The 11,807-nt window shown below is 64.1% G+C and carries 12 protein-coding genes; 5 read left to right on the top strand and 7 right to left on the bottom strand.

Annotated features, from left to right (window positions below):
* Window positions 1-125 precede the first annotated feature (125 nt).
* The 3 genes from ACFFF7_RS15310 to ACFFF7_RS15300 are packed head-to-tail and all read left to right on the top strand — an operon-like array spanning window position 126 to window position 1,396.
* Window positions 126-770 (top strand): S24 family peptidase, encoded by a 645-nt coding sequence (locus ACFFF7_RS15310; RefSeq protein WP_379482371.1) that lies wholly within the window; start codon window positions 126-128, stop codon window positions 768-770.
* A gap of 9 nt (window positions 771-779) precedes the next feature.
* Window positions 780-1,208, top strand: coding sequence for a thermonuclease family protein (locus tag ACFFF7_RS15305; protein ID WP_379482207.1), 429 nt, complete (start codon window positions 780-782; stop codon window positions 1,206-1,208).
* Window positions 1,199-1,396 carry a DUF6961 family protein gene (locus ACFFF7_RS15300; protein ID WP_379482206.1) on the top strand — a complete coding sequence of 66 codons (198 nt, stop codon included), beginning with the start codon at window positions 1,199-1,201 and terminating at the stop codon, window positions 1,394-1,396. The genes ACFFF7_RS15305 and ACFFF7_RS15300 overlap by 10 nt, the downstream gene beginning before the upstream one ends.
* Before the next feature lie 11 nt (window positions 1,397-1,407).
* On the opposite strand, the gene mobF is transcribed toward ACFFF7_RS15300, so the two are convergent.
* The 4 genes from mobF to ACFFF7_RS15280 all read right to left on the bottom strand — a co-directional run bounded on the left by mobF (window position 1,408) and on the right by ACFFF7_RS15280 (window position 7,811).
* A complete protein-coding gene (mobF, locus tag ACFFF7_RS15295; RefSeq protein ID WP_379482205.1) occupies window positions 1,408-4,338 on the bottom strand; it encodes a MobF family relaxase in 2,931 nt (976 codons plus the stop codon).
* A 46-nt stretch (window positions 4,339-4,384) separates the two neighbouring features.
* The gene (locus ACFFF7_RS15290; RefSeq protein WP_379482204.1) at window positions 4,385-6,793 is read right to left on the bottom strand and encodes a type IV secretion system DNA-binding domain-containing protein; all 2,409 of its coding nucleotides are present in this window, start codon (window positions 6,791-6,793) and stop codon (window positions 4,385-4,387) included.
* On the bottom strand, window positions 6,790-7,116 hold the full coding sequence (locus ACFFF7_RS15285; protein ID WP_379482203.1) for a hypothetical protein: 327 nt from the start codon (window positions 7,114-7,116) through the stop codon (window positions 6,790-6,792). Before ACFFF7_RS15285 ends, ACFFF7_RS15290 begins: the two co-directional genes overlap by 4 nt.
* Before the next feature lie 458 nt (window positions 7,117-7,574).
* Window positions 7,575-7,811, bottom strand: coding sequence for a hypothetical protein (locus ACFFF7_RS15280; RefSeq protein ID WP_264415747.1), 237 nt, complete (start codon window positions 7,809-7,811; stop codon window positions 7,575-7,577).
* A 326-nt stretch (window positions 7,812-8,137) separates the two neighbouring features.
* Here ACFFF7_RS15280 and ACFFF7_RS15275 point away from each other — a divergent pair, with 326 nt between their 5' ends.
* Window positions 8,138-8,380: a DUF6437 family protein gene (locus ACFFF7_RS15275; RefSeq protein ID WP_379482202.1), complete on the top strand. Its 243-nt coding sequence runs from the start codon at window positions 8,138-8,140 to the stop codon at window positions 8,378-8,380.
* Window positions 8,381-8,498: 118 nt separating this feature from the next.
* Here ACFFF7_RS15275 and ACFFF7_RS15270 read toward each other — a convergent pair whose 3' ends face one another.
* The gene (locus tag ACFFF7_RS15270) at window positions 8,499-8,888 is read right to left on the bottom strand and encodes a single-stranded DNA-binding protein (RefSeq protein ID WP_084276782.1); all 390 of its coding nucleotides are present in this window, start codon (window positions 8,886-8,888) and stop codon (window positions 8,499-8,501) included.
* A gap of 485 nt (window positions 8,889-9,373) precedes the next feature.
* Between ACFFF7_RS15270 and ACFFF7_RS15265 the strand changes: the two genes are divergently transcribed.
* Window positions 9,374-9,958 (top strand): YdeI/OmpD-associated family protein, encoded by a 585-nt coding sequence (locus ACFFF7_RS15265; protein ID WP_084277455.1) that lies wholly within the window; start codon window positions 9,374-9,376, stop codon window positions 9,956-9,958.
* Between the two features lie 183 nt (window positions 9,959-10,141).
* Here ACFFF7_RS15265 and ACFFF7_RS15260 read toward each other — a convergent pair whose 3' ends face one another.
* Together ACFFF7_RS15260 and ACFFF7_RS15255 are read right to left on the bottom strand one after the other, a co-directional pair.
* Entirely contained in the window at window positions 10,142-11,086 is a 945-nt protein-coding gene (locus ACFFF7_RS15260) for a DUF2493 domain-containing protein (protein ID WP_379482201.1), read from the bottom strand.
* Window positions 11,087-11,381: 295 nt separating this feature from the next.
* On the bottom strand, window positions 11,382-11,804 hold the full coding sequence (locus ACFFF7_RS15255) for a hypothetical protein (RefSeq protein WP_084276780.1): 423 nt from the start codon (window positions 11,802-11,804) through the stop codon (window positions 11,382-11,384).
* Window positions 11,805-11,807: the final 3 nt, after the last annotated feature.

Raw genomic sequence — 11,807 nt, 5'->3', positions numbered from 1 at the left:
CTGATCCAGAAGCTCCATTGGCGTCAGACTCACATTAGGCTTGTGTTCATGTTATGTTCCGTATAGGACGCCCATCCTAGAGTCTAGGATATTTTCCTATGCAGGCAGTTTTGGAAGCCCCAGAGATGGACGAAACCCGGGTAGCGCTGGACCGGTTGATCCTTGAGCGAAAATGCACGTACTCAGGGATTTCGCGGTTGCTCGGCCGCAATGTCTCTTACATCCAGCAGTTCATGCGCAAGGGCAGCCCGCGCCATCTCGACGAGCGGGATCGCGCAATCCTCTCGCGATTCTTCGGCGTGGATGAGGCGGTGCTCGGCGGCCCGGCGCGGCGCTCGGGGCCGGTGATCGATCTGGTCCAGGTGCCGATCTTCGACGTCGAAGCGTCGGCCGGCTACGGCGCCCTCGCCGAAATGGAAGCCAAGAGCGCACAGTTCGGGTTCGATGCCAACTGGCTGCGCAAACTCACCGCGAGCAAGAGCCCGAGTCTTTCGATCATCGGTGTGCGCGGAGACTCGATGGAACCAACGCTGAGCGATGGCGACGATGTGCTGGTCGATCTTGGCGACAACCAGACCCGGCTACGCGACGGGATCTACGTCTTGCGGATGGACGATACTCTTGCGGTCAAGCGCGTCGCGATCGAGCCGCAGGGACGCAAGGTTTCGGTGATAAGCGACAACCCCGCTTACCCGACCTGGAACGGGCTCGATCGCCGGACGGTGAACATAGTCGGGCGGGTGCTTTGGTTCGGGCGCAGGTTGCAGTAGCACAAGCCTATGAGCCTGCTTGCCCTCGCCGCCGCTGTCGTCAGCGCCGGTCAGACTTTCACCTGCACTCCCACCCATGTCTATGACGGCGATGGACCGATCTGGTGCGCTGAAGGCCCGCACGTCCGCATTGCTGGGATCGCAGCGCGCGAGATGGATGGAACCTGTCGCAACAATCAGCCCTGCCCTGCTGCAAGCGCAATCCAGGCCCGCGATGCGCTCGTTGATCTGTTCGGAGGGGCGCGAGGCATGATCAGCACTGGCCACGTCGTTGTCCGTGGTCCGACCATGACCTGCATTTCCGAAGGCTCTGCGGGTGGAACTCGCACTGCTGCCTGGTGCACGCTGCCCTCGGGCCAGGATCTCTCCTGCGCGATGGTCGCGACCGGAACCGTGCTCAGATGGGACCGCTACTGGCGGGGTCACCGGTGCCGCTGAGCGACTGGGAACTCTGGGCCTGCGCCAGCACGGTGCTTGAGAACCACGGCGTTGAGGTGCCAGTCCACGTTGCCGAGCAGATCGGTGCACTCGCGCTCAAAGGCGATGACGAAGGCATCCGCACGTGGCAGGAAATCGCCAAGCGGATCGTCGAGCTCCAGGCTGGCGCCGATGTACGGCGGCACTAGGAGCGCGCCGCTCAGATCCCGATCTCGAAAGGCCTGACAATCGACCGGTCCTTTTCGGGTGGCTGCTTCTCAGGGGACGCAACCGGAACCTGGCCCCTAGCTTGCCCCGCTGCGGCCGCATCGCGCAGCAATCCGACGGTTTCAAGCGCCGAGCGCTTCATGCCGGTATTCCGCTCGACCGCCGCCTCAAGCCGCGAGGCATTGTTGACGTAGAGCGTCAGGCCATCGCGCAGGCGGGTGATCGTGACGAGGAACGTCTGCTGATTCGAGAGATTACGCTCGCGGCTGTCCATCACCGCGATCCCGCGATCCGAAGTCAGTCCCTGGGCCATATGGGCGTTGAGTGCATAGGCAAGATCGAGCCGTTTGAGCATCGGATCGTCCTTGCCCAATTGGTGCTCGATCCCGGTTGAAGTTGTCAGCCGCACCGTACCCTTATCGATCGCTGTGATCCTGGCCTGATCGGCATTGAGCAGCCCGCGCTTGTGATCGGTATGGGTCCAACGGATGCGGTCACCGCCGTGTAGTGACAGTTCCTTGCGCTCGTAGAGCCGCAAGGCGTCATGCTCGCCCTGGGGTCGCAGCTTATCGGGACGAAATCCGAACCGCTTGCCGCGTTCGTTGGCAAGCTCGACTCGCTCGCGCCGAGCGTCGACCCCGACGACCGTGTACATGCCCCTGGAGAGTCCTTGCGCGCGTTTGTCGCGCTCGACCTCGACCACCATGCCAGCCCGGTAGGTTGCAGCATGGCGCAGCTCCTCCTGCGTGGTGTTGATCCGGGACAGCACCTGGAGGCGGAGCGAGGGTTCGCCGATTTCGCCATTGGCCTTTAGCCCGGTCTGGACCGCCTCGTTGACCTGGCCCCGCAGTTCTCGTCCTGAAGCATAGATCGCGGTGCGTTCCCGGTCTGCCGGCGATAACGAGAGCCACTCTGCCGCCGCCTCGATCGCGGCCCCCTCTCTGACCTCGACGACATTGCTGCCGAGGTGACGCAGCGCTTCATCGATATGGCCGCCTTGCGCCGCGTATTGCGCCGAGCGCAGCGCCTTGTCGCGGGCGCGAATGTTGATGTTCATGGTCGCGGTTTCCGCGCCGGCCTGCTGGATCACGTCGAAAGGCTTGCCCGCATCGACCGCGCCCAGCTGCTTTCGATCTCCGATCGCGGCGAACCGGTCGAGTTCAAGCAGATTGGCGAGCCGAACCAGCTTCTCCTTGTCGGAATTGCCGACCATCGAGGCCTCGTCGAGCAGAACGACGGTACCGCGAAGCTCTGCCTTGGCCTTGGCGAGAGCCCTCTTGTCGCCGCCGCCGAGGAGCCCGGCATGGCGCTTCAGGAACCGCGCCACGGCCATCGACGGAATTCCGGTTTCGCGCTCGAGCATCTGAACCAGGGTGTTCTGGACCGCGAGCCCCAGCACCGCTCTGCCCTCCTCGCGCAGGATGTCAGCGACGGGCTTGAGCATGGTGCTCTTGCCCGCCCCTGCAATCCCCTGGATCGCCACAATCCGGTTGTTGGAACCAAGCAGCAAGCGCCCAGCAGCTTCCTGTCCGGGATTGAGGGTCATGCCGTACTTGAGCTGCGAAAGCGCCTGAAGGCGCGGCCCGGCCTCGCCAGCCTCAACGATAGCCGGCGCCCTGCCCCGCCCCTCCTCGACGCCCGCGACGATACGTTGCTCCGAAACAATCGCGCTCGCCGTGGTGACCATTGTGCGGTCGGCGCCTTTGCCCCGCTGGAGTTGCCCTTGCCGCTCCAGCTGCATGACCCGGCGCTCTAACGCCGCCATGCCTGCGGGCAAGCCGAAACCGAGCGCGGTCCTGTAAATGTCGGTGCGGGAGAAGGCCGCTTCACGCTCCGAGAGGTGTCGGACCGCCGAGGCCACCGCATGAATCGCAGCGACTTCTTCGGGTGGGCGGCGCGCCAGATCGGCGGGTAACAAGGGATCGCCTTCACGCAGGCCGAAGCGCTCGGCGAGCGCGCCAATCAGCTCCCTGCCGCGGGCGGCAAGATCACGTGCTGCCGATGCCAGAGAGCCGACATTGCCGATGTCGCTGGCCGCCCTGGCATTGGCCTTGGCGATGACCGCCTTGGGATCGAAGCCCATCGCGGCGGCCTTGTCGGCCCATTGGCGCGCGAGTGCTTCCCTGTCCGCAATCGGCTGTTTCTCGGCCCGGGTCATCAGCGTCGCCGTATCGGTTGCCGATGGCCCCTTGTGGGTCATGCGTTCGACCTGGGCTAAGACTTCGGCGCGGCGGGTGCTGAACGCCTCTATCGCGTCACGCGGCACGCCAGCGGCCTCGAAATTGCCGTGTTTGCCGATCTCGCCGATCTCGTAGCCAAGCCGTTCGATCGAGAGCCGGAAGCGCGCCATAGTCATCGCATTGAGGAGCGTATTGTGCTCCCAGAGCTTGTCGTTCTTGAGCGCGCGCCATTTGCCGTCGGGGCCCTGGGTTGCGTTGGCAACCACCGCATGGATGTGCGCGTTCGGCTCCTGATTGCGGTTGGTGTCGTGGCTGAACAGGGCGACGAGAAGATTGCCGGTCTGGACCGGCTTGTACTTGCCGTTCACCTCCATCCGGGTTTCGGCGAGATGCTTTTCCGCCCAGGCGAGGGTCTCCTTGACCGCCTCGGCGTAGGCTTCGAGGATCCGCTTGTCCCCGCCAACCAGCGCCAGCAACGACCAGCTCTTGGGCATAGAGAATGTGAGGTCGGTTCCGGCCCGGTGCTCGCGATTGTCGCTGCCCAGACGGCTCCCATCGGGGAGAAGCCCCTTGAGCACGGCCTCGAACATTTTGGGATCGACCTCGCCCGCAAGTCCGAGCCTGTCGGCGCCTTTGCCGAACCAGGCGCCCGAACGATCGGCGTCGGCGCGGGTGTAGTAATTGTCGGCCGCAAAATACTTGGCGGTGCCGCCGGCGGTGCGGACATTGGCAACAGACAGCATGTCTCGCGCTCCCGGCGGATGCTTGTAATGGGTTCAGGGCCTGGCTTCAGATTTCCATGTCGGCTTCGCCAAGGCCGCGCTCGTCGCGGCCTGGTTCGTCATGTTCGGGAAGGCCATCCTCGAGCATCAGCTTGCGGGCCTCAGCACCGACGCCCGGAACGCCCTGCCTCTGCTCCGGACGAGGCTCGCTCGCAGGCTTCTGAACAAGCGGCGTATCGCTGCGCGGCGGTGCCTGCTCCTGCTTGCCTGTGCCGTGTTCCTGTCCTTCGCCGCTCGCCAGTTTAAGCGCTGCGTCCTTAGGCAAGGCGGGAGCATTCCGCCCTTCTGCAGGCAACTCAGCATTCACAGCGATCTGGGGTTTCGTAGCGGGCAGGCCGGTCGCGGCTTCGGCTGCTCGTGCTTCCCGAAGCGCCTCGCCGATAGGGTCGCGTTGCCGCGCCTCGCCTTCGCTGCCGAAGACCTCATGACCCGCTGCCAGGGCAAGTTCGCCTTGCCGGGGAACCATGCGCTGCCCCGCCCCATCGTCATTGGCCGAGGGGGGATCCGCAGCGCCATCGCCGCTGGTGGGCAGAGGCGCCGGCGATGGTGCTGGCGGCAATGGTGACGGGCCGGAGAGCGGACTTTGCGGCAAGCTCGGGCCAGCCCCAGACCCCGTATCGTCCGCGCGGCGGATGAACGGCTCGGCTCTCCGGGCACGATCGACTGGCGTAAGTTTGACCGGCGCTGCGGGGAATCCGTCGGGGAACTTCAGGTATCCCGAAAGCCGCGGCAGGTTCATCAGCTGATCGGGCAGCAGCAGCGGTTCGATATGCTTGCGCGAGGTCAGGCTGACCGCATCACGGGCGTTGTTGTAGCCGTAGGTGTAGCCCTCTTCCATGTCCCGGACCTGCCGGTGACCGATGAAGTCGGAGCACCAGGTGGCGGTCTCCCGGTCAGCCGTGCCGAGGATCAGCTTGGTCCGGGCAAGCGACGACAGGGTCATCGCCATGTTCTCGCCATAGACCTCCTTGAGCTTGGCATAGGCGTGAATCCCGGTGACGATCGCACCGCCGAAATTGCGCGCGGTCTGCAGGCCCTTCTCGAGCGCCGGCAGGCGGTGGAGCGCGCCAAGCTCGTCAATAAAGAACCACATCCTGACCTCGCGGGTCCGGTCCATCGCCATGAGCGTATTCATGGCAAGGTCGAGCCAAACGGTGAGGAGCTGCGAGCTGACGCTCATGTCGACATAGCGCGCCGAGATGAACACCATCGACCCGTCGTGCTGGTCATTTTCGATCCAGTCGCGCACCGAGAAGCGCTTGCCCGTCTTAGGCAGGAGCTTGAGCGCCTTGGCGTTGGCATTGAACACCGCGCGGATCGATTCGGCCATGCGTGCGGCCTCGGGCGCGGTGAGCGGATCGGCAATCGTTCCGCGCATCAGGCGGTGCACCGCCGCGAGATCAGCGGTCATCAACTCTGCCGCGAGGGCTTCGTTGCTGGCTTGACCGCGGGCCCTCAGCTTCAGGCACATTTCGACGAACAAGAGCCGTGCGGCGAGCACCCAGAACTGCTCGGCGCCGCCCCCGTCATGAGGCACGAGCGCCTCGGCCGCAGCCGTGAACTCGGCCTCGTCGCGGCATTCGTCGAACACGCTCCACTGCGGGCAGCGCGCGTCGAGCGGGTTCAGGATAACGTCGCGGCGGCTGTCGTAGAAGTGCTCGATGAACGCACCGGTCAGATCGAAGATCACCGCACGCTGACCCCGCGCCCTCGCCTCCGCGATCATGTCGGACAACGCGACGGTCTTGCCCATGCCGGTGGTACCGATCAGCATCGCGTGGCTCTGCTCAAGCCGCCAGGGATAGGTCACCTTGGCAAGCCGCGAAGGCTGGTAGGGGAAGACCTCGGCGAGCTCCTTCTGGCTGCACAGCCGGTAACGCCAGCCAAGCACCGCCGAGAGCTCCCTGGCCTTTTCGGCATTGTTGTGGACGCGTACTTCCTCGACCAGTTCTGGCAGCGTCGAAAGCATCGCCCCGCGTTCGTGTTTGCGCTCCTTGGACTTGGCGCCGAACCGCGAAGCAAACCAGTAGAACAAGGCGAAGGCGGGCACGAGCAGCAGCGCCGAATAGGCGAGAGCGCGCTCCATGATCGAGGCCATATGATCCCAGGCGCGCACCACCGGCGGGAACGCCTGGACATATGAAATGGGAAACTTGACCGTGCCCCCGAAGACGGTTTCAAGCGCAACTTGCTTGTGTGAATCGAACTCCATGAAGCCGTAGGCGGCAGCGTAGAGCTTCATCCAGACGAGGTAGCTTTCGTGATCGGTGAGCCCGGTGGACAGCCTCCACCACGACATCCACGACACGATGATCGCGGCGATGATCAACGGGCCCTTGAGGCCGGCTGCGAACATGAAACTGAAGTGGCCCAGGAGCTGGCTGCCACGGGTGAAGTCGACGAGGTTCTTTTTCATTTTGTGGCTCCCTTGGCGGGGCTCACAGCCATGCCGACTTCCTTGCAGCGGGCTTTCCAGGCGCTGTGGGCACGCTCGCGCAGGGTGTGGTCCGGATGCCCCGAGAGCAGCGCATCGAGCCCGACAAAGGCGAACAGCGACTGGCGATAAAGCTTGTCCAGCAGGTCTCGCTCGCTTGCCCCGGCAGGGCTATTTGCCAGCGCCTTCTTGAGCTGCGAGCGCAGCCATTCGCTGACCGCGAGGCCGTCGGCCTCAGCAGCGGCCCGAACCTGCTCGGCAAGCTCGGGGGAAACATAGACTTGGAGGGATATTGGTCTTGGCATTGTCAGGATCCTTCGATCTTGGATCCTGGTTTGCGCCCGCAAGGCTGGTTTGCGGGCTACATCACACAAAAGAACATGTCAAGAACATAAACGCCGCGCGATTCTGCCACCTCCACGCCCTCTAAAGTTGAGGTGATTTGCATTTGTTCTGTTAAATCAATCTGATTGGGAAGTGACAGAAGGTCGATTCGAGCTTGGAATTGGCTGAATTGCGCGCTGCTCCAACCTGCCAGGCCTGGCGTAGGGTGTGCCCCCTGTTCCCTACTTCGAAGTGCGGTACCAGTGTTTGTGGTTGAACCGGATTGCTCGTTATCGAACAAGCTACCTGTGGGATGAGCGCGTCGCGAAATCGAGCCCGTTCCCCTGCCCAGTTCAGACCTGGGATCCAAGCAAAACGAAAGGGGAAGCCCGGATGACCGGACTCCCCCTTCGGTGGCAATTGACCTCGTAGCCGCGGCCTAGTCTTCGTCGCAGAGCTTGCTCGGCACAGTCTCGACGATCCGGTCGTAAAGGCGCGGTGCCAGTGCTCCGTAATCACCTTCGTCGATGGCAATGAACCCCGCCTCGTCGTCGGTCAGGACGTACTGGTTGAAGTAGCTGTGGTAGGAGCGGGCATGGGCCCGATCCAGCGCGGCAAGGTACGCGGCCTGGTCAAAGTGCAGCGGCGTGGCGGTAAGGACAGCAGATACGATCATGGCAGGTCTCCTGATGTTCGATGCTTCGCATCAGGAGCGTGAGGATGGGGGCGACGGGACGGGTCAGGGACCGCGTGGAACACGCGGCCGCGAAGCGGCGATGGGGGTCACGATTTTGTGGAAGGGCCTTGGCCCTGGAGCAAAATGGTGGGGCCCCGTCGTCCTTGACGCGGACCCAAAGCCTCCATCATGCTCGGACTTCTCGCGAGAGAGCCCTCCTCCCTCTCGGTGGCGCACTGGACCATCGGCAAAGCGTTTTCCTACAAGCCTTCGACCTGTCACACGGGTTCGCAGGAGGGGACCAACGGCCAGTGAAAGGATGATCCATGGCCCGGTCCAAAGTAAGCGCACGCGATGCGCTTTTGAAAGTGCAACGCCAGCGCGAGGAACTCGCTGCCGAGGAAGCCAAGTTGCGCGAAGGCGCCGCGGCTGAACTCGGCAAGGTGCTACTCGAATGCGGCGCTGAAGTGCTCGAACCGGCGCAGATGCGGCAGCTGATGCGCCAGTCGATGGCGCTCGGGATCGAGGAAAGCCTCAACCGCCTCGCCTCCACGCCAAAGTCTACCTGATGCCTGTTTGATCCGGCTGCGCGCGGGTTCGATGCCCGCGCGCAGCCGCTCCGAAAACAGAGCAAAAAGAAGGCCCCGGCGGCTTGCGCCGCCGGGGCCTTGTGGCGAATGGTACCGGTCAGTCCTCGTCGATGTCGGGTGCGGCTTCGTTGCCGCCAGCCTTGCCCTTCGAGAGGAAATCGACCTTGTCGGCGATGATCTCGCAGCCGTAGCGCTTGGCACCGCTCTGGTCTTCCCACTGGGTGTAGTGGATGCGCCCTTCGATGGTCACCAGCTGGCCCTTGGTGCAGAACTTGGCGACGTTCTCGCCGAGGCCGTTGAAGCAGGTCACGCGGTGGAATTCGCTGTCCTTCACCGTGTAGCCGTTTTCGTCCTTGAAGGTCTTGCCTTCCTTGCGGGCCGGGCGGTCGGTCGCGACGGTCACCTGGGTGATCTTGGTGCCGCCTCCCGTGGTGCGGGTTTCGGGATCGCGAGCGATGCGGCCGACGAGGATAACGAGATTGGTCATGGGTCTTCTCCTGAACGAGCATCCGGGACCATCCCGGCTGCGAACCCAAGTGAAGAAGCGGCCAGCGGCGAGACGCACCGTAGGGGAACCCCGGGCCAGTTCGGGTGGTGCGGGCAGCCGCCCATAGGGCGGCAACACGGCCGGACAGGTCCCGCGGGTTGCGTCTGGGCGAAGGCCGATTCAAGGGACGGTTCGCGAAGAAGCCGGGTGGTCCAGGGTGTCTGCTCTGGAGATTTTGACCTCGATCGTTCGTGCCCATGTTCCTGCACCCATCCGCCATCCCGCAGGCGCATCACCAAGCACCTGTCCGTACGCTGCGGCGATCACGCAATGAGCAAGGTCTGGAGCGAAGATGAGATCGCGGACAGCGCCAAACGAACCGTGGAATCTGCCTTGACCGAGGCTGTCGCCTTGTGTTGCGCAGGCTTCGACAGGCTGGTGCGAAGGGCCTTCCCTTGCACCGGTTGCGACCTATGCTGCGGCCCATGAGCGACATGAGATCAGGTCTGCCGATACTGCTGTTCGAGACCGCGCAAGGGTTCGGCGACTGGCTCGATGCGCAACCCGGCGATGCGGCTGGGGCCTGGCTCCGGTTCGCCCGTAAGGGCGCCGGCATCGCAAGCCTGAGCAAGGCCGAAGCGATCGATCTCGCACTGTGTCACGGCTGGATCGACGGGCAGCTCGACAAGTACGACGCGCAAAGCTGGCTCATCCGGTTCACTCCGCGCAAGGCGCGCAGCAAATGGTCCGAGGTCAACCGTACGCGGGCGCTGGAATTGATCGCTGATGGGCGCATGACGCCGCGCGGACAGGCCGAGATCGACAGGGCCAAGGCGGACGGGCGCTGGGGGGCTGCCTATGCGCCGGCAAGCAAGATAGAAGTCCCCGCTGACCTCAGGGAAGCTCTTGATCAGAGCCCCAAGGCGGCAGCGTTTTTCGCGACGCTGACCGGTGCCAATCGCTATGCAGTACTCTACCGGATCGGCGCCGTGAAGCGTCCTGAGACCCGTGCGCGCAAGATCGCCGAGTTCGTCGCGATGCTGGAACGGAGCGAGACGGTCCACGGCTGAGCGCTAGGGTAAGGAACGCCTGCGCGACTGTGCCATTTCGGAATCGTTCGCAATATGGCGAAATCATACAAGGATAGAATCGGCCACCGGGCCTATCGATGTCCTGCGACCCGAAGGACTCGAAAGAGATCCTGACTTTCAAAGCGGCGGCATCCGTTGATGCCGCCGTTCTTTTGCCTGCCTTCATACAGGTTGTGCCTTTGGGCTGGTCCCGAGCGGACCGCGGCGATCGACGACCGTGATCCGCCGCGATTTGGCTTCGATCACGAGGCGTTCAAGGACGCCATTGCCCGGAAACGCGACCACGTAGCGCGGGTCGAGGGACAGCATGCGCTCGTTGCGCTTGAACCCGGCACGGGCGCCAAGCCGCATGTCGAGCGAAAAGGTCACCTGAGCAATGCCCCGGCGTTCGGCCCAGGATGAGGCGAGACGGTCGACGCCCTTTGTATCGCCGCCATGGATCAGGACCATGTCAGGGACGCGGTCGCGGACTTTGTCGAGCGTGGCCCAAACGTTGTTGGCGAAAGTCATCGCATCGGCTTCGTCGGCATGGCGCGTGCGTCCGCCGGCAAACACGACCGGCGAGCCTGCGGGCATCGCCGCGCGGCGCTTGGCTTCAGCCCGGGCGCGCATGAAGTCGCGCCCTTCGACCAGCGCCGAGGTGAGCATGGCGCCGTGGTTGAAGCGCGAGCTCGAGACCGGCTTCCAGGACGAACCGAACTCGTTGAGGTAGAGGCCAGCAGCGATCTCGCGCATCTCTTCGAGCGCCAGCATCGCGGCTTCGGCGCATTGCGCTCGCTCGACCTGGGTTTCGAGCTCGGAGGTGTGGATCTCGGAGCCATCGGCCGTCGCGACCAGTGCGCGGACTTCGTCGGTGGCGCGGTCGAGCGCGGTCGACTTGCGGTGGGCAGAACGGTGGAAGAGATTGACGAAGGCCCAACCCAGATCCTCGGCGTCGGCTTCGAGCGCGGTCCCGGAGACCAGCGCAAAGAGATCGGACCAGACTGCTTCGAGCGTCTGGACCACGGCTTCGCGGACCGGAAAATCGCTGGTGTTCAGCGGTGCAGAACCAATCGAAAATCCGGCAAGATCGAGACCGGCGAGCTGGTCGGTGAAGCTGGTATGCATGTACGTATCCTCCTGACTGGTGTGCAGCCGACGCTTGCCTCTTGGCTTCGCCAGCGAGAGCCCGTCAGGGCCAGTCTTGGGCGGCAACGCGCACCGCAGGGAAACCCGCTTGGTCAGGCTGGCGCGGGCAGGCCGAGGCCCGTCAGGGACCGGCCAACACGGGCCTGATCAAGCCGGGTTGCGCGGGGGCCGCCGGCTGGCCCAGGGCCTCTCTCGCGTGGCAGGAGCCAGAAGCTGCGCTGATCCGCTGAGATCAGGAGGGTGCCATGCAGACACTCTTGGCACCGGCCCGGCCTCAGGCCGCGCGTTTGCGATAGACGCCTTCCCCGTTCGACATGTGGCCGACGCAGTCGTAGTCGCCGAACAGCGCATCGAAGCGTGCTGCGATCTGGCGAAGCCAGCGCTGTGCGCGGGGAGAGCGGGCGGTGCGCCATTCAAGGTCCCAGTAGGCGCCATCGTCACGTTCGGCGATCCAGACCGCGACCAGGCTGCCATAAACCGAAACCCCGAAGTCCGCGAACGCGTTGCGCATCAGGATCCGGTCTTCGCGCCCGCGCCAGCCCTCGTGCGGGGCAAGCGAGGGAAAGGCGGCGGCAGCGCGCTCGGCTAGATCGCCGCGCAGCCATTCGTATTCGAACTCCCAGTCGTCCTTGTCTTCGACCTCAAGCACGGTGAAAGCGACAAGGGCACCGCTGGGATAGCTGACCGATCGGCCCATGAT

Source organism: Novosphingobium aquiterrae, assembly GCF_042434435.1.
Classification (GTDB): Bacteria; Pseudomonadota; Alphaproteobacteria; order Sphingomonadales; family Sphingomonadaceae; genus Novosphingobium; species Novosphingobium aquiterrae.
The sequence above is the reverse complement of the archived record's forward strand: the minus strand, read 5'-3'. Positions and strand labels throughout refer to the sequence as shown.

Excerpts from the sequence above, each read along its gene's own strand:
- ACFFF7_RS15275 (WP_379482202.1), top strand. The coding sequence starts at position 8,138 with ATGGCCCGGTCCAAAGTAAGCGCACGCGATGCGCTTTTGAAAGTGCAA.
- mobF (WP_379482205.1), bottom strand. The coding sequence starts at position 4,338 with ATGCTGTCTGTTGCCAATGTCCGCACCGCCGGCGGCACCGCCAAGTAT.
- ACFFF7_RS15280 (WP_264415747.1), bottom strand. The coding sequence starts at position 7,811 with ATGATCGTATCTGCTGTCCTTACCGCCACGCCGCTGCACTTTGACCAG.
- ACFFF7_RS15270 (WP_084276782.1), bottom strand. The coding sequence starts at position 8,888 with ATGACCAATCTCGTTATCCTCGTCGGCCGCATCGCTCGCGATCCCGAA.
- ACFFF7_RS15285 (WP_379482203.1), bottom strand. The coding sequence starts at position 7,116 with ATGCCAAGACCAATATCCCTCCAAGTCTATGTTTCCCCCGAGCTTGCC.
- ACFFF7_RS15265 (WP_084277455.1), top strand. The coding sequence starts at position 9,374 with ATGAGCGACATGAGATCAGGTCTGCCGATACTGCTGTTCGAGACCGCG.
- ACFFF7_RS15305 (WP_379482207.1), top strand. The coding sequence starts at position 780 with ATGAGCCTGCTTGCCCTCGCCGCCGCTGTCGTCAGCGCCGGTCAGACT.
- ACFFF7_RS15290 (WP_379482204.1), bottom strand. The coding sequence starts at position 6,793 with ATGAAAAAGAACCTCGTCGACTTCACCCGTGGCAGCCAGCTCCTGGGC.
- ACFFF7_RS15260 (WP_379482201.1), bottom strand. The coding sequence starts at position 11,086 with ATGCATACCAGCTTCACCGACCAGCTCGCCGGTCTCGATCTTGCCGGA.
- ACFFF7_RS15255 (WP_084276780.1), bottom strand. The coding sequence starts at position 11,804 with ATGGGCCGATCGGTCAGCTATCCCAGCGGTGCCCTTGTCGCTTTCACC.
- ACFFF7_RS15310 (WP_379482371.1), top strand. The coding sequence starts at position 126 with ATGGACGAAACCCGGGTAGCGCTGGACCGGTTGATCCTTGAGCGAAAA.